This is a genomic window from Luteimonas sp. TWI662, assembly GCF_039673825.1.
GTDB lineage: Bacteria > Pseudomonadota > Gammaproteobacteria > Xanthomonadales > Xanthomonadaceae > Luteimonas.
This window is the reverse complement of sequence record NZ_JBDJMI010000017.1, coordinates 14537-30321: the sequence shown is the minus strand read 5'-3', so window position 1 is coordinate 30321 and position 15785 is coordinate 14537. Positions and strand designations below refer to the sequence as shown.

The following is a 15785-nucleotide window of genomic DNA, read 5'->3' as shown; positions in this document are numbered from 1 at the left end:
CAGGGAGGTCGGCACGCGTCGCGGGCCGGGCGGGAGCACAGGCCGTCACGCAAAAGCGCCCCCCATCCCAACCTTCCCCCGTAAACGGGGGAAGGCGCAGTGCAGGCATCACCTCCTGCTCGTAGAGAAAGAAGCGAAACAGTGCACGCATCACCTCCCCCGCTCGCGGGGGAGGTCGGCACGCATCGCGGGCCGGGTGGGGGCACAGGCCGTCACGCGAAAAGCGTCCCATTCCCGCCTTCCCCCCGGGAAGGGCGCGATGCCCGCGCTGCGGGGGAAGACGCCAAGCACGATCACCGCGTGGGGTCGCCGGCCCCATCCGCCGGAGGAGCCGGCAGCACCGGGCGCAGCCCGCGCACCCGCAAGCGCTCCAGAACGCCGGCGACCATCTCGACATTACGGCCATGGCGCGCGCCTTCGTGCAGCAACACGATCGCGCCCGGCGCCAGATCGGCATCGATGCGCGCGACGACCTTCGCCGTGTCGCTCTCCACCGCATCGAACCCACGTGCGCTCCAGGCCACACGCGCCAGCCCGGCGTCACGCAGCGGGGCATGCACGAACGGATTGCTGTGGCCGACCACCGAGCGGAACCACACCGGCGCCTGCCCGGCGATCGTCGTGAGCGTGCGCTGGCAATCGGCGATTTCGCGCCGCATCTGCGCCGGCCCCAATGCCCAAAACCGGGCCTGCAGATGCCGATGGCTGTGATTGCCGATGCCGTGGCCGCGCGCGACGATCTCGCGGACCAAGTCCGGGCGCGTGGCCGCGCGTTCGCCCACAAGGAAGAACGTCGCCCGCGCCGCGTGTGCGTCGAGCAGGTCGAGCAGCGGCCGGGTGTCGTCCGAGGGGCCATCGTCGATGGTCAGCCAGACCCCGACCTCGCCCTCGGGCAGGCGCCGGAGCACCGGCCCGTACAGCCGCGAGCCGGGCGCCAGCACGCCCCACAGGCACAGCGCATGGCTGGCCAGCAGCAGCGGCAACCCGACCTGCCAGCCGCATTGCCACCACACCCACGCGATCACGGCCTGGGAGGCGAGCACCAGCGGCAGCCACAGGTAGGGGCGACGGGGCGGACGATGCGGCGACATGGCGCGCATCATGCCATCGCGCCCGCCGCGCATCGCAGCATTCCGCCAACGCGACCACCGGTCGCGGGCTTGCGGTGGCGGCCCCGCGCTACCATGTCGGTCTTCCCGCCTGTTCCAGGATGTTCCGCCATGTCCCTCGATCCCGCCCTCCGCACCCGCATCGAGACCCTGCTGCAGGGCAACCGCGCCGTGCTGTTCATGAAGGGCTCGCCGATGGCGCCGCAGTGCGGCTTCTCGGCCAAGGCTGTGTCCGCACTCGACGCGGTCGGCGTCGACTATGCCCACGTCAACGTGCTGGAAGACGGCGAGATCCGCGAAGGCATCAAGGTCTACGGCGACTGGCCGACGATCCCGCAGCTCTACGTCGAGGGCGAACTGGTCGGCGGCAGCGACATCATCGAGCAGATGGCCGGCAGCGGCGAACTGCACGGGCTGTTCGGCGTCCAGGCCCCGGACCGCACGCCCCCGACGATTGCGATCACGCTGCCCGCGCGCGAGATGATCACCAAGGCGCTTGCCGATGCCGGCGGCGACTACGCGCTGCAGATCGACATCGACCGAAACTTCCGCGCCCGCCTGCAGCTGGCACCGCGCAACCCGTCGGCGATCGTCAGCGACGTCGCCGGCCTGCTGGTGCAGTTCGACCTGGCCAGCGCCCGCCGCGCCGAAGGTCTGACGATCGATTTCGCCGACGACATCCGTGGCCGCGGCCTGGTCATCGACAACCCGAACGCGCCCAAGACCGTCCAGGAGATCGCCCCGACCGAAGCCGACGACCGGATCGCCGCCGGCAAGCTCACGCTGGTCGATGTCCGGCCACCGGAGGAGCGCGCCACCGCCTCGGTCTCGCGTCCGTTCGAAGTCCTCGACGGCGACGGCATCCAGCGGCTGCAGGCGCTCCCCAAGGACACCCCGCTGGCGTTCCTGTGCCACCACGGCGGTCGCAGCCTCCAGGCCGCCGAGCACTTCCGCAACCAGGGCTTCACCCAGGTCTACAACGTCACCGGCGGCATCGACGCCTGGAGCGACAGCGTCGACGGCGGCGTGCCGAAGTACTGAGCGCGCGACTGCGCCACAGCACGGCCTGTCTGACAGCAACGCCTCCATCCCCACCTTCCCCCGCTTGCGGGGGAAGCAGCCAAGCGCACCGCGCGGCCACGCCCTTCTCGCCCCCGCAGCGAAGACCAGGCACAGCGCGCGAGCAGGCACCTCCACCGCGCGCCGGGTGGAGGCATGGGCCGTCGCAGCGCGGCTGGTCGCGCTCAAGCCCCAGCCCCACCTTCCACCCGTGCGAGGCGCAATGCCTCCGCGATGCAGGGACGGCGCCAAACACAGCCCCCGCGATGGGGCAGTCCCCTGCCGCCGCCAGCGGCACACCACTCAAGTCCGCCGCGGCCACGCCGATATCGATCGCGATCAGTCGCAGTCCGCCACGGCCCCTGGCCGAGGACGACCCCGGTTGCCTTTCGATGACGTGGCCTCAATGCGGAAATCCCCCAATCCGTCCGACACCCCCGCGCCTGCGACCGGCGCACGCGGGCGTGAGGGTGCGATCGGGTCGGAGGCACTGGTCGCGCTGTTTGCGCAGGCCCACGCACCGCATGCCCTGCTGATCGCCTTCGCCGACGGCGTCGCCGGTCTCCACGACGAACTCGGCAGTCTCGGCCAGTACCTGCAATCGGCCTGCGCCAATGGCGACTGGCCGGCCTACGGCCGCGCGATGCGGCAGCTGATCGACAAGTACATCCGCTTCGTCGATCTCGACACGCCTGCGTTGTCGGCCACCGATCCATCCATCCGCCTGCGCGACTTGCTGCGCCAGACGCTCGGCATCGCCCTCGCGGCGCTGCTGCGCAACGAACCGGCGCTGTCGGAAGAAGCCCTCGCGCTGGCCAAGGCCTTGCGTGCCACTGACGCCGGCGCACCCGATCTCGACCGCCTGTCGCAGCGGCTCACCGACCTGTGCCGTCGCATCGACGTGCATGCCGAGGCCACTGAGGAGCAGGTCGCGCTGCTGATCGGGCTGTTCGACCTGTTGCTCGAGAACATCGGCGAGTTGCTCGACGAGAAGAGCTGGCTGCATGGCCAGCTGGCACAGATCCGCGGCCTGCTCGCCGGACCGCTGGACCGGGGTTCGATCGAGGAAGCACGTGCGGAACTGCGCGAGGTGATCTACCGGCAGGGCGTGCTCAAACAGGGCATCGATGCGTCCAAGGTCGCGATGAAGACGATGATGTCGACCTTCGTCGAGCGCCTGGATGGGATGGCGATGCACACCGGTGAGTACCAGGACCGCATGGCCGGGCATGCGCAACGGATCCGCGAGGCGCGCAGCATCGCCGGCCTCAACGCCGTTCTCGACCAGATACTCGACGATACCGGACGGATCCAGGCACAGGCGCTGCGCGCGCGCGACGACCTGATCGCCACCCGGCGGGAGGTCGAGCAGAGCGAAAAGCGCATCCACCTGCTGGAGCAGAAGCTGCGCGACGCCGCCGGGCTGGCACGCGAGGACGAACTGACCTCCTGCCTGAACCGGCGCGGCTTCGACGAGGCCTTCGAACGCGAAGCCGCGCGCGCGCGCGAGAACCGCCCCCTGTGCATGGCGCTGGTGGACCTGGACGACTTCCGCCGCCTCAACGCCACCCACGGCCACCTGGGGGGCGACGCCGCGCTGCGCCACTTCGTCGACGTCGCCCGCCTCACCCTGCGCGACAGCGATATCCTGGGCCGCTTCGGCGGCGAGGAGTTCGTGATCCTGATGCCGGCCACGACACTCGCCCACGCCCTGGCGGCGCTCGCGCGCCTGCGCACCGTGCTCGCGCACCGGCCTGTCGTCCACGACGAGACCCGCATCGTCATCACCTTCAGCGCAGGGGTCGCACTGCGCCGCCCGAACGAAACGCTCGAATCGCTGCTCAAGCGCGCCGACCTGGCCATGTACAGCGCCAAGCGCGCCGGCAAGGACCGCGCGATGGCCGCCCAGGCCTGAGTCGCGCCCGCCGCGGCGGGCCGGGAGGCTACACTCCCGCGGTCGCGTCGAAGGATGTCGCATGCTGCCGGGCTGGATCCTGCTGCTGGTGTCGCTGGGCTACGCCGCGCTGCTGTTCGCGGTGGCGTGGTACGGCGACCGGCGGCCGCTGTATCCACAGCGGCCGTGGCTGCGCCCGTTGGTCTACAGCCTGGCGCTGGCGGTGTACTGCTCGTCGTGGACGTTCTACGGCGCGGTCGGCACCGCCGCGCGCCAGGGTATCGGTTACTTGCCGATCTACCTCGGTCCGCTGCTTCTGTTGCTGTTCGGCTGGCGCATCCTCGAACGGCTGGCGCTGATTGCGCAATCCCAGAACACCGTCTCGATCGCCGACTTCATCGCCTCGCGCTATGGCCGCTCGCAGCGGCTGGCGGCGATGGTCGCGGGCATCGCGCTGGTGGCGGCGGTGCCCTACCTCGCCCTGCAGTACAAGGCGGTGGCGATCAGCCTGGGTGTGCTCGGCGGCCCCGATGAGGCGGTCACGCCGTTCGGCGACCCGGCGTTCTACGTCGCCGTGCTGATGGCGTTGTTTGCGATCCTGTTCGGCACCCGCAAGGTCGATGCCACCGAGCACCGGCCCGGCCTGATGCTGGCGGTGGCGCTCGAATCGCTGATCAAGCTGCTGGCACTGGTCGTGGTCGGCCTGTTCGCGACACTGTGGCTGGGCGCGCGCGACCTGCACATGGTCGAGGCCACGCGTGCGCTGATCGACAATGCGCCGCCCAGCGGCTTCGTGGCGCAGAGCCTGCTCGCGTTCGCGGCGCTGATCTGCCTGCCGCGCCAGTTCCACGTGGCGGTCGTCGAATGCGGCGACGTGCGCGACATCCGCCGCGCGCGCTGGCTGTTTGGCGGCTACCTGGCGATCGTCTGCCTGATGGTGCTGCCGATCGCCAGTGCCGGCGTCGCACTGTTCGGCCGCGATGGCCCGGTCGCCCCCGACAGCTTCGTGCTCGCGCTGCCGATGGCCGAGAACGCCGACGTGATCGCGCTGTTCGCCTACGTCGGCGGCTTTTCGGCCGCAACGGGCATGGTCATCGTCTCTTCGGTCGCGCTGGCGACGATGCTCAGCAACGATCTGGTGATGCCGCTGCTGCTGCGCCGCGGCTATGCCGAGCGCCACGGCGGCAACGTCGGCTCGACCGTGCTGTGGATCCGCCGGGTGGCGATCGTCGCGCTCGCGGCGCTGGCCTATGGCTACTACCGGGTCAGCGGCTCGGACACCACGCTGGCCGCCTACGGCCTGATGTCGTTTGCGGCGGTTGCGCAGTTCGCGCCGGCACTGATCGGTGGCCTGTACTGGCGCGGCGCCAGCCGGCGCGGCGTCGAGGCCGGGCTGCTGCTGGGCTTCGCGATCTGGAGCTACACGCTGATGCTGCCGGCGCTGACCGAGTCGGGCTGGATCCAGCCGCAGTGGCTCGACGCCGGCCCGTTCGGCATGGCCTGGCTGCAGCCGCGCGCGCTGTTCGGGCTCGCCGGCTGGGACCCGCTGACCCATGGCACGTTCTGGTCGCTGCTGGGCAACGTCGGCGCGCTGCTGCTGGTGTCGGCGCGCTGGCGCCCCTCGCTCGACGAGCGCCTGCGCGCGGCGCCATTCCTCGACCCGTATGCCGAGCGGCGCGCACTCGCATCGGAGGACTGGAGCGGCAACATCAGCGTCGGCGACCTGCTGACGCTGATCGGCCGGATCGTCGGCGACCGCACGGCGCGACATGCGTTCGACGAGTACGCGCAAGCCCAGGCGCGGCCGCTGGTGCTCAACGCCTCGGCCGACCGAACCTGGCTGCAGTTCACCGAGCGGCAACTCGCCGCCGCGGTCGGCGCGTCTTCCGCGCGCTTGCTGATGACCAGCGCGCTCAAAGGCTCGGGCATGGAGGTCGACGAGGTCGTCGCGATGCTCGACGAGGCCGGCCAGGAGCTGCGCTTCAACCGCGAGGTGCTGTCCTCGACGCTGGAGAACATCGACCACGGCGTGAGCGTGGTCGACCGTACGATGCGCCTGGTGGCGTGGAACCGCAGCTACCAGCGTCTGTTCGGCTACCCCGACAACATGCTCTACGTCGGCCGCCCGGTCGCCGACCTGATCCGCTACAACGCCGAACGCGGCGAACTGGGCCCGCGCGACGCGATCGACATCCAGACCGAGGTCGACAAGCGCATCGCCTACATGCGCGCCGGTTCCCCGCATGTCTCAGAGCGCGTGCTCGGCAACGGCCAGGTCATCGAACTGCGCGGCCAGCCGCTGCCCGGGGGCGGCTATGCGACCAGCTACAGCGACGTCACCGACTACAAGCGCGCCGAACGCGAACTGCGCGAGATCAACGAGACGCTCGAACAGCGCGTGGCCGAGCGCACCCGCGAGGCCGAGGCCGCGCAGGAATCGCGCTCGCGCTTCCTGACCGCGGTCAGCCACGACGTGCTGCAACCGCTCAATGCCGCGCGACTGTTCACCTCCGCGCTCCGCGAGACCCCCGACCCGGGCGAACAGCGCCACCTGGCCGAGCGCATCGACACCTCGCTGCGCGCGGCCGAAGAACTGCTCGACGGCCTGCTCGACGTCTCGCGCCTCGACGCCGGCGCACTCAAGCCGGATATCGTCGACTTCGATGTCGCCGAACTGCTGCGCCAGCTCGCCGGCCAGTACGCGCCGATGGCCAAGGCGCGCGGCCTGGACATCCGCCTGCACGCCCCGCCCACCCCGGTGCGCAGCGACCGCCGCCTGCTGCGCCGCGTGCTGCAGAACTTTCTGGCCAACGCGCTGCGCTACACGCGCAGCGGCCGCATCGTGCTGGCGGCGCGCCGACGCGGCGACGGGGTCGCCCTGCAGGTCTGGGACACGGGGCCAGGCATTCCCGAACACCACATGAGCCAGATCTACGACGAGTTCCACCGCTACGAGCACAGCTTCGACTGGGACGGCCGCGGCCTTGGCCTGGGCCTGTCGATCTGCCAACGCATCTCCCGGCTGCTGGGGCACACACTCGACGCGCGCGCGATGGTCGGCCGCGGCAGCATGTTCTCGATCACCGTACCGCGCAGCGCATCGGCGGCGATCGTCACCGCGCCAGCCCCCACGCCGCTGCGCGACGAATCGCTGCGCGGCCTGCGCGTACTGTGCGTAGACAACGACGACGACATCCTCGCCGGCATGCGCGCCCTGCTGCGGCGCTGGGACGTGGTGCCCCTGTGCGCCAAGACCATCGACGAGGCGATCGCGGCGATGGACGAGGCGCCCGACGTGCTGCTCGTCGACTTCCATCTGCACGACCGGCTCGACGGCCTCGACACCCTCGACGCATTGCGCGGCATGGCGCCCGAGACGCCCGGCGCCCTGCTGACCGCCGACGGCAGCGACGCGCTCAAGCAGACCGCCCGCATCCGCGGCTACCGAGTGCTGACCAAGCCGGTCAAGCCGGCATCGATGCGCGCCTTCCTCGCCGCCCAGCGCAGCGCGATGACCGCCCGACGCGCCCGCGCCGAAGGGCGCCTTTCGTAACAGAGCCGCGCGCCCGGCAACAACAAAGACTTGCCGGCGCGCCCTGCCTGGGCGGCGGGCGCTCGCCACCGCCGCCGGCGCTCGCCCGCGCGTCCTTTCGGGTGCATGCCCCTGCATGACGATTCCCTAACGCCCCCCGTTGCTAGGCTGCAACCTTTCGCAACGCAGACGCCGCATGAGCACACGCTACCTGATCCGTATCCCCGACGCCGGCAAGGCCCGCGCCTCGGGCACCTACGCCCTGCAGTCGCAAGGCCCCGAGGGCATTGCCGCCGAGCTCCAGGACGCCCTGCGCGGCGACACCCTCTTCGCCCGATGGCGCGCCGACCAGCCCGACCCCGACGAGGTCGATCCGTCGCTGGGCATCACCGACCCCACCGCGCGCGTAGTCGGCGAACAACGCGACCTGGACATCGACCTGACTGTGGACACCTCGATCTCGAGCACCGTCCTCAAGCACCGTCTGCGCCTGCTCGCCGGCAGCGCCTGGGAACTGCGCGACGTCCGCGCGGCCTGAAGCCCACCCCCACCCGGCGCGCACACGCGCCGACCTCCCCCGCAAGCGGGGGAGGTGCGTCATGCGCGCTGCCTCCTGGGCGCGTGGTACATCTCTTGTCCGCGTGCAGAGCAGTGCCTGCTGACCACTCAGGCGAGGTGATCGCTGATCACACGCAGGCATTCGCGCAGGCGCTTGCTCTGGCACTGCCTCTGCCTCTGCCTCTGGCTCTGGCTCTGACTCTGACTCTGACTCTGACTCTGACTCTGACTCTGACTCTGACTCTGACTCTGACTCTGACTCTGACTCTGACTCTGGTTCTGGTTCTGGCTCTGGCACTGGCGCTCGCACTCGCACTCGCACTCGCACTCGCGGAAGCGTGCTCCCTCCCCCGCTTGCGGGGGAGGGTTGGGGTGGGGGCCGCCGTACGCGCCAACGCAACGCCAGCCTTGCACTCGTTGCACGCATCCCTGTCGTCATCGCGTCATTGGCAGCCCGGCATCCCCTCCTCGCTTAGCGCCTGCCGAATCCGAAGCCACACGCCCTCAGGATTGCCAAGCACGTCGTGATTCCAGAACCGCAGCACCCGATACCCTTGCGCGCGCAGGAATGCATCGCGCGCAGCGTCGGATGTCGACTCGGCATGCTGCCCACCGTCGACTTCGATCACCAACCCTTGCGCCAGGCAGACGAAATCGACGACATAGGGGCCGATCGGATGCTGGCGGCGAAACCGTGCGCCGGCCATCTGGCGCATCCGCAGATGCCGCCATAAGGCACGCTCAGCATCGGTCATGGTCTGGCGCAGTCGACGTGCCAGGTCGCGTTTCGCACCCTGCCGCATCGATGCACTCCCACGATTGTAGGAATGTCGAGCTTGCGGGCTATCGCAACAGTCGACGATCGGGACTTCCCACACGCGTGAGTCAGCTCATGCCGCGCCTTGCTGGCGACTCGAACAGCAAGCAATAGGCGCCTCTCCGGAGTGAGCGAGGCAAGATACTAGATGCCGGCGATACGGTTACCTCCCCGCCCGCGCGGGAGGTCGGCGCGTGTGCGCGCCGGGTGGGACCGACGTCTAGGCGCAGCGCGCGCTCAACGTCTCGTCCTTGCAGTGCCGACGCTCAGGCGATCAACCGGGTCAGCGGCGGCAACGCGTAGTGCACGGCGATGCCGATGAAGACCGTCATGCCGACCCAGTGGTTGTGCAGGAATGCGCGGAAGCAGGGCCCACGCTCGCGACCGCGCGCGATCGAGAACTCCCAGACCACCAGCCCCATGGCGACCGCAAGCGCCAGCCAGTAGTTGGGACCCAGTGCTGCCAGGTGACCGGCGATCGCGAGCGCGGCGAACATCGCCGTATACAGCGCCGCCTGCGCGAGCAGGTCGAAGCGCCCGAACAGGATCGCGGTGGAGCGCGCGCCCGCACGGATGTCGTCCTCGCGATCGACCATCGCATACCAGGTGTCGTACGCGGTCGCCCAGAAGATGTTGGCCACGAACAGCACCCAACCCACGACCGGCACCGCGCCCTGCACCGCCGCGAACGCCATCGGGATCGCCCAGCCGAACGACAGCCCCAGGTAGACCTGCGGCAGGTGCGTGTAGCGCTTGAGGTAGGGGTAACTGGCAGCGAGCACGACACCGACGATGCTCATCAGCACCGTCAACCGATTCATCGTCAGCACCAGCGCAAACGCGACCAGCATCAACCCGGCGAACAGCCACAGCGCCTCGCGTCCTCGCACCGCACCGCTCGCCAGCGGGCGATCCTTGGTGCGCTCGACGTGGGGGTCGAGCCAGCGGTCGGCATAGTCGTTGATCACGCAACCAGCCGAGCGCGTCAGCCAGACCCCGGCGCTGAACACAGCGAGCGTCCAGAGCGGCGGCACCCCCTTTGCGGCGACCCACAGCGCCCACCAGGTGGGCCACAGCAGCAGCAACCACCCGATCGGACGATCGCCGCGGACCAGTTTCCAGTACAGCGCCAGACGCTGGCGCCAGGCGGGCCTGCTCGGAGAAGTGGGAAGCGATGCGGACATGACGGGCGACAGGTTAGCGGCGACGCCTCAGCAGGGCCAGGTGTTTCGGCGCGCGTCGCCTCCCTGCCGCGGTACGCCCCCCATCCCAACCTTCCCCCGCACGCGGGGGAAGGCGCAAAAGCGGCAGCCCGTGAAGCGGGCAATGCCCCGAAATGCGGGGGAAGGTGCAAAGGCGGAAGTCCGTGACGGGCGCAAGATCCCGCGATGCGGGGGAAGGCGCAAAGCCGCAGCCCGCACACGTCACCTCCCCCGCTTGCGGGGGAGGTCGATGCCGTCAGGTATCGGGTGGGGGCAAGGGCCTGCCGCACTTTTGCCCCCATCCCAACCTTCCCCCGCACGCGGGGGAAGGCGCAAAAACGGCAGTCCGTGAAGCGCGCAATGCCCCGCGATGCGGGGGAAGGCGCAAAGGCGCGGAAGCGGTGTGCGAGATCAGGCCTTGTCGGCTTTGTACTCGTAGTAGCCGTAGCTGTAATAGCCCGTGGCGCGCTTCTCGACGGCGTTGAAGATCACACCCTTGACCTGCACGCCATTCTGTTCGAAGCGCTTCTTGGTCAGCAGGATCTCCTTGGGCTGATTCACGCCGAAGCGCGTCACCAGCAGGCTCGAGCCGGCATGGCGGGCGATCAGCGCGGCGTCAGTGACGGCCAGGATCGGCGGGGTGTCGACGATCACCAGGTCGTACTGCTTGGACAGCGCCTCAAGCATCTGGCCGAAACGCGGATGCATCAGCAATTCCGACGGGTTCGGCGGGATGTCGCCACGCACCATGTAGTCCATGTTCGCCACACCCTCGGCCGCGCGGATCGCCTCGGTAGCCTCGAGCTTGCCGCCGAGCACATCGGACAGGCCGCTGGTTTGCGCCACGCCGAGCACCTTGTGCAGCGACCCCTTGCGCATGTCCGCATCGATCACCAGCACGCGCTGGCCGGCCTGGGCGATCACCGCAGCCAGGTTCGCCGACACGAAGGTCTTGCCCACCGCCGGACGCGGGCCGGAGATCGCCAGGATGTTGTTCTTGGCCTCGAGCATCGCGAAATGCAGGCTGGTGCGCAGGCTGCGGATCGCTTCAATCGCCAGGTCCGCGGGCGCATTGACCGCGAGCAAGTGCTGCCGCTTGTCGAAGCCCGGGTCGCGGCGCACGCGCCCCCTGCGGTTGCGCAGCCGGTCCATGACCAACAGGTCGCGCGACTCGCTGAGCGGAATCGACGCGTAGACCGGCAGGCCCAGCTCCTCGATCTGCGCAGGATCCTCGATGCCGGCGTGCAACGCACGCTGCAGGAACACCAGGCCCACGGCGAGGAAACCGCCGAGCAGCGTGCCGATCAGCACGATCAGCGATTTGCGCGGCTTCACCGGCCGCAGGGTGTCGACGACCGCCGGGTCGACGATCCGCACGTTGCCGACGGTGCCGGCGCGCGCAACGTCGAGTTGCTGCGCCTGGTTAAGCAGCCCGGTGTAGAGCTCGTTGCTGACCTGCAGGTCACGGGTCAGCGTCAGCAACTCCTGCTGGGTGTCGGGCAACTCGCCGACCTGCTTCTGGAAGCCGGCCTTGCGCGCTTCGAGTTCACCGATCTGCTTGAGCAGCGCGCGATAGGCCGGGTGCTCGCGCGTGAAGCTGCGGTCCATCTCCGCCTGCTGCAGGCGCAGCTGCTGGATGCTCGTCTCGACCGCCACTTCCTGCTGCAGCAGCCCCTGGGTCTGCATCGTGATGTCGACCGAGTTCGCCCGGGTCTGGTACTCGTTCATCGCCTTCTGCGCCGCCTCCACCTGGAGGCGCACGGTCGGCAACTGCTCGCGCACGAACTCCAGCTGCGCACCGGCTTCGGCCGAGTTGCGCTCGACATTCTGGCGCACGTAGGCCGATGCGACCGCCTGCAAGAAGGTCTGCGCGAACTGCGGATCGGGATGCTCGAACGACAACTGCAGGATGCCGGACTCGCGCCCTTGCTCGGACGCGTTGACGTCCTGCTGATAGCCGGCCACGACATCGAGCCGGCGCAGCTTGGTCACCTCGAACCGTGTCCCGGGATTGGCGCGCAACGCCGCGACCTGCAGCCTGACCCCGCCGCCTTCGGCGTCGGTGCCGACGGTCCCTTCCAGCAGCAGCTGGTCATCCGGCCCGAACAGGCTGAAGCGCGAGGCGTCGTCCCCCACGCGCAGCGTCAGCGGTTCGTTCTCCCAGGTCGCCGGCACCGTCATACCGACGATTTCGACATGCTCGCCGCCCCAGCCGTAGCGCGACAGCCCGAACCACGGCGATCCCACTGCGTCGGGCGTCTCGGGCGAGAAGCGGCGCGCGAGGAAGCCGCCGATCAACGGAAAGCGCGCCGGCTCGATGACCACATCGGCATGCGTGCTGTCGACGGCGTCGCCGATCACCGTGCGCGACGTGATCAGCGCGATTTCCGTCGTCGCTGCCGCCGACGTGACGCCACCGCCCAGAGACGACAGATCAGGAAGCCCCGGGATGCTGGGCGCCTTGGACTCCACCTGCACCATCGAGCGCGCCTGGTAGATCGGTGTCGCCAGCAGCGCGTACGCTACGCTGACCACGAAGAACGCCGCGGTGATGCCGATGATCCACCACTTTCGGTCGATCAACAGGCCCACGAGTTCTCGCAGATCGATCTCGTCCTCGTCCTTGGGGGACACTCCGGTTTCCTTGCTCATGCAGTGGCTCTGACTTCTGTAGGTGGGCGCGATGCGCGGTTGATCGGGGCGTGCGGTCAGGGACCGCTCAGCGGAGATAGCGCCGCCAGGCAGCGACCGACTCGTCGACCAGGTTCAATACGTGCTCGAACGCAGGGCGCTGCTGCCGGTAGGGATCGGGAATCTCGCGGTCGCCGGCCCACTTGCCCAGCAGCATCACCTTGCCGCTGGCCTGCGGCACCTCACGGGCGATCCGCGCCTGATGGGCCCGCTCCATCACCAGCACCAGATCGGCGTCGGCAAGCAGCGCGGGCGTCAGCTGACGGGCACGATGTTGATCGGTGTCGAGGCCCCGCTCCTGCAGCAGCGTTGCTGCAGTCGGATCGATCGGCCGGTCGACCAGCGCCTGCAACCCGGCAGAGGACACCGCGATGCCCGAGGTCCCGAGCTCCGATCGCAACACGATCTCCGCGGTAGGGCTGCGGCAGATGTTGCCGATGCACACGAACAGGACCTTCCGAAACACCTGGATGCACTCCACTCCCGGACGCCGCCGGGGCGGACACAAGCGCGCAGTCTAGCAAGCTCGCTCTACGTGATCCGTGAGCAACCTATTCAGTCTTGTCGAGACACGCTCACCAAACCATCCGAGCGTCGAAGCCGCCTTGACATGACCAGCTTTCGGCCTATAGCCTCGCAACAGCCTGGACGCATGCCGTCCTTTACATGCTTGGAGCTCCCCCATGAACAAGACCCTTCGCCTGATCGGCACCATCGCCCTGGCCGGCCTGTCCGGTATCGCCTTTGCCGCACCGCAGGCCCAGGGCACGGCAGCCTCCAATAACGACGCATCGCAGGAAAGCGGCATTCCCGGCGGCACCGGCGGCGCAGTCGGCACCGGCCTGAGCACTGGCGCGACCGTTGGCATCGTGGCCGGCGTGGTTGCACTGGCCGCAGTGGCAATGGACAACAACGGCGACAGCGAAGGCGAGTTCACCGGGGGTGATGGCGGCGGCGACGGCGGCGGCGGTACCGGTGGCACGGGCGGTACCGGCGGCACCGGCGGCTGATCGAGCTTCCGCACCTCGCGGTCATACCGATAGATCGACCCCGCCGGTGACCACCGGCGGGGTTTTTTATGGACGGCACCACCCTGGCCGCCCACCGTTGTCAGGAGAGTTCCGCCCATGCGCGTATCGTTGCGCCCCCTCATTGCCCTCGTCGCCGTCTCCGCCCTGTCGGGCTGCATCTGGAGCCCGGGCCAGCACTTGCGCCCTGGCAGCGCCAACGACGAAGGCATCCGCACGGTCGGCAACGACCAGCTCGACCTGATCCCGATCACGCCCAAACTGATCGCGATGGAGCGCGCTACCCAGCAGACGACCGGCGGCCTGCCCACCGCGCTGGTCGAGTACCAGCCGTCCGCCTACACCATCGGGGTCAGCGACGTGCTCTACATCACGGTCTGGGACCACCCCGAGCTGACAGTACCAGCGGGCGCGCAGCAGCAGCTCAACGCCGCCGGCCGTCACGTGCAGACCGACGGCACGCTGTTCTATCCCTACATCGGCAAGGTCCAGGCAGCAGGCCGCACGCCGGCCGAACTGCGCGCGGACATCGCCGAAAAACTGGCGCGCTACATCGAGTCGCCGCAGGTCGACGTCTCGGTGCTGAACTACGGCAGCCAGCGCGCCTGGGTCACCGGCGCGACCGCCAACTCGACCGCCGTGCCGCTGACCATGACGCCGATGACGCTCAATGATGCGATCAGCCAGGCCGGCATCAACCCGACGGTCGCCGACCTCTCGGGCGTGCGCCTGACGCGCGACGGCATCAGCTACACGATCGACCTGGATCGTCAGTCGGGCGATGCGATCTACCTCAAGGCGGGCGACCATCTGTACATCCCGTTCCTCGACGCGAAGGAAGTCTTCGTGGTCGGCGAAGTGACGCTGCCCGGCGCGCAGAGCTTCAGGACCGGCAGCATCAGCCTGAGCCAGGCGTTGGGCCGCGCACGCGGCCTGCTGCAGACCACGTCCAACGGCAATGCGGTCTATGTGATCCGTGGCGCACGGGGCCTCGAGGCCGATGCCCCACCGTCCGTGGTCTACCAGCTCGAAGCCAAGTCCCCGGCGGCATTCGCGGTGGCCAGCCAGTTCCAGTTGCAGCCAGGCGACGTGGTCTTCGTCGGTGCCGCTGGCATCACCCGGTGGAACCGCTTCATTGCGCAACTGATTCCCTTCTCCGGCCTGATCCGCAACGCTGCTGGCACCAGCAACGACCTGCAGTGATGGCGTCGAAATGATGGCCCGACCCTACGCCGCGCCCGCCAAGCGGGCGCTGGCAGCGCTTTGCCTCGTCCTGCTGCTGCCGGTGCTGGCCGGTTGCAGCGGCCTGAGCCGCGGCGGTTTGGATGCCGCCCGCCTTGCGGTTTTCGGCGCCAAGCTCAAGATCACGCCTGAGCAGGTGGCGGCAAATCCCTATGCCCAGATGCTGGTGCAGGGCGACGACTTCGAAGCACTGATGGTGCTGGGCAACGACGACGCCGGCCGCAGCGCCTGGTACAGCCCCGACCGCAGGATCGTCTTCCTGCGCGATGGGCTGCTGGCCGGAACGGCCGGACTGCCGCAGGATGCCAGAGAGATTCGTCTGGTGGGCGACAGTCCGTTCTCGCGGCTGGCGACCTTGCAGGGCACATCCCCCACGCTGCGACGCTATGACTGGATGCCGGGCTATCGCCACGGGGCGATGGTCGAGGGGGAACTGCGGCGGATTGGCCCGGAGCAGGTAGAGATCCTCGGCACCACACACACGCTGGTGCGTTTCGACGAGGTGCTGCACGGGGCCGGTGTCGATGCGACCAACCAGTATTGGGTAGAGCCGCAGACCGGCTTCATCCGCAAGAGCCGGCAGCTCGTCGCGCCCGGCCACAGCATCGAGTTGGTGCAACTCAAGCCGTACCGACCAGGAGGCACGCGATGAT

12 protein-coding genes are annotated in these 15785 nt (G+C 69.0%); 7 read left to right on the top strand and 5 right to left on the bottom strand.

From position 1 onward, the window contains the following. Window positions 1–293: 293 nt before the first annotated feature. Window positions 294–1091: a polysaccharide deacetylase family protein gene (locus ABE488_RS12470; protein ID WP_346448645.1), complete on the bottom strand. Its 798-nt coding sequence runs from the start codon at window positions 1089–1091 to the stop codon at window positions 294–296. Window positions 1092–1220: 129 nt separating this feature from the next. Between ABE488_RS12470 and grxD the strand changes: the two genes are divergently transcribed. The 4 genes from grxD (at window position 1221) to ABE488_RS12450 (ending at window position 8132) form a co-directional block, all read left to right on the top strand. Beyond that, window positions 1221–2150: a Grx4 family monothiol glutaredoxin gene (grxD, locus tag ABE488_RS12465; protein ID WP_346445558.1), complete on the top strand. Its 930-nt coding sequence runs from the start codon at window positions 1221–1223 to the stop codon at window positions 2148–2150. A gap of 424 nt (window positions 2151–2574) precedes the next feature. Continuing rightward, the gene (locus tag ABE488_RS12460; RefSeq protein WP_346445557.1) at window positions 2575–4083 is read left to right on the top strand and encodes a diguanylate cyclase; all 1509 of its coding nucleotides are present in this window, start codon (window positions 2575–2577) and stop codon (window positions 4081–4083) included. A 61-nt stretch (window positions 4084–4144) separates the two neighbouring features. Beyond that, window positions 4145–7615 (top strand): PAS domain-containing hybrid sensor histidine kinase/response regulator, encoded by a 3471-nt coding sequence (locus tag ABE488_RS12455; RefSeq protein ID WP_346448643.1) that lies wholly within the window; start codon window positions 4145–4147, stop codon window positions 7613–7615. Between the two features lie 175 nt (window positions 7616–7790). Further along, window positions 7791–8132 carry a hypothetical protein gene (locus ABE488_RS12450; protein ID WP_346448642.1) on the top strand — a complete coding sequence of 114 codons (342 nt, stop codon included), beginning with the start codon at window positions 7791–7793 and terminating at the stop codon, window positions 8130–8132. Between the two features lie 463 nt (window positions 8133–8595). Here the strand turns inward: ABE488_RS12450 and ABE488_RS12445 are convergent, their stop codons facing one another. The 4 genes from ABE488_RS12445 to ABE488_RS12430 form a co-directional block, all read right to left on the bottom strand. After that, window positions 8596–8955 carry an endonuclease domain-containing protein gene (locus ABE488_RS12445; RefSeq protein WP_346445560.1) on the bottom strand — a complete coding sequence of 120 codons (360 nt, stop codon included), beginning with the start codon at window positions 8953–8955 and terminating at the stop codon, window positions 8596–8598. A gap of 280 nt (window positions 8956–9235) precedes the next feature. Further along, the gene (gene ubiA / locus ABE488_RS12440; protein WP_346448640.1) at window positions 9236–10153 is read right to left on the bottom strand and encodes a 4-hydroxybenzoate octaprenyltransferase; all 918 of its coding nucleotides are present in this window, start codon (window positions 10151–10153) and stop codon (window positions 9236–9238) included. A gap of 429 nt (window positions 10154–10582) precedes the next feature. Further along, entirely contained in the window at window positions 10583–12823 is a 2241-nt protein-coding gene (locus ABE488_RS12435) for a polysaccharide biosynthesis tyrosine autokinase (RefSeq protein WP_346448638.1), read from the bottom strand. Window positions 12824–12890: 67 nt separating this feature from the next. Next, window positions 12891–13328 carry a low molecular weight protein-tyrosine-phosphatase gene (locus ABE488_RS12430; RefSeq protein WP_346448636.1) on the bottom strand — a complete coding sequence of 146 codons (438 nt, stop codon included), beginning with the start codon at window positions 13326–13328 and terminating at the stop codon, window positions 12891–12893. 217 nt (window positions 13329–13545) lie between these two features. Between ABE488_RS12430 and ABE488_RS12425 the strand changes: the two genes are divergently transcribed. From ABE488_RS12425 to ABE488_RS12415, 3 genes are all read left to right on the top strand, one after another. Then, complete coding sequence (locus ABE488_RS12425; protein WP_346448634.1) at window positions 13546–13872, top strand: hypothetical protein; 327 nt, start codon at window positions 13546–13548, stop codon at window positions 13870–13872. Between the two features lie 117 nt (window positions 13873–13989). Then, window positions 13990–15093, top strand: a complete 1104-nt coding sequence (locus tag ABE488_RS12420; RefSeq protein WP_346448633.1) for a polysaccharide biosynthesis/export family protein — start codon at window positions 13990–13992, stop codon at window positions 15091–15093. A 13-nt stretch (window positions 15094–15106) separates the two neighbouring features. After that, entirely contained in the window at window positions 15107–15784 is a 678-nt protein-coding gene (locus tag ABE488_RS12415) for a YjbF family lipoprotein (RefSeq protein WP_346448631.1), read from the top strand. The last annotated feature ends 1 nt before the right edge of the window (window position 15785 follow it).

Excerpts from the sequence above, each read along its gene's own strand:
- ABE488_RS12470 (WP_346448645.1), bottom strand. The coding sequence starts at position 1,091 with ATGTCGCCGCATCGTCCGCCCCGTCGCCCCTACCTGTGGCTGCCGCTG.
- grxD (WP_346445558.1), top strand. The coding sequence starts at position 1,221 with ATGTCCCTCGATCCCGCCCTCCGCACCCGCATCGAGACCCTGCTGCAG.
- ABE488_RS12460 (WP_346445557.1), top strand. The coding sequence starts at position 2,575 with ATGCGGAAATCCCCCAATCCGTCCGACACCCCCGCGCCTGCGACCGGC.
- ABE488_RS12455 (WP_346448643.1), top strand. The coding sequence starts at position 4,145 with ATGCTGCCGGGCTGGATCCTGCTGCTGGTGTCGCTGGGCTACGCCGCG.
- ABE488_RS12450 (WP_346448642.1), top strand. The coding sequence starts at position 7,791 with ATGAGCACACGCTACCTGATCCGTATCCCCGACGCCGGCAAGGCCCGC.
- ABE488_RS12445 (WP_346445560.1), bottom strand. The coding sequence starts at position 8,955 with ATGCGGCAGGGTGCGAAACGCGACCTGGCACGTCGACTGCGCCAGACC.
- ubiA (WP_346448640.1), bottom strand. The coding sequence starts at position 10,153 with ATGTCCGCATCGCTTCCCACTTCTCCGAGCAGGCCCGCCTGGCGCCAG.
- ABE488_RS12435 (WP_346448638.1), bottom strand. The coding sequence starts at position 12,823 with ATGAGCAAGGAAACCGGAGTGTCCCCCAAGGACGAGGACGAGATCGAT.
- ABE488_RS12425 (WP_346448634.1), top strand. The coding sequence starts at position 13,546 with ATGAACAAGACCCTTCGCCTGATCGGCACCATCGCCCTGGCCGGCCTG.
- ABE488_RS12420 (WP_346448633.1), top strand. The coding sequence starts at position 13,990 with ATGCGCGTATCGTTGCGCCCCCTCATTGCCCTCGTCGCCGTCTCCGCC.
- ABE488_RS12415 (WP_346448631.1), top strand. The coding sequence starts at position 15,107 with ATGGCCCGACCCTACGCCGCGCCCGCCAAGCGGGCGCTGGCAGCGCTT.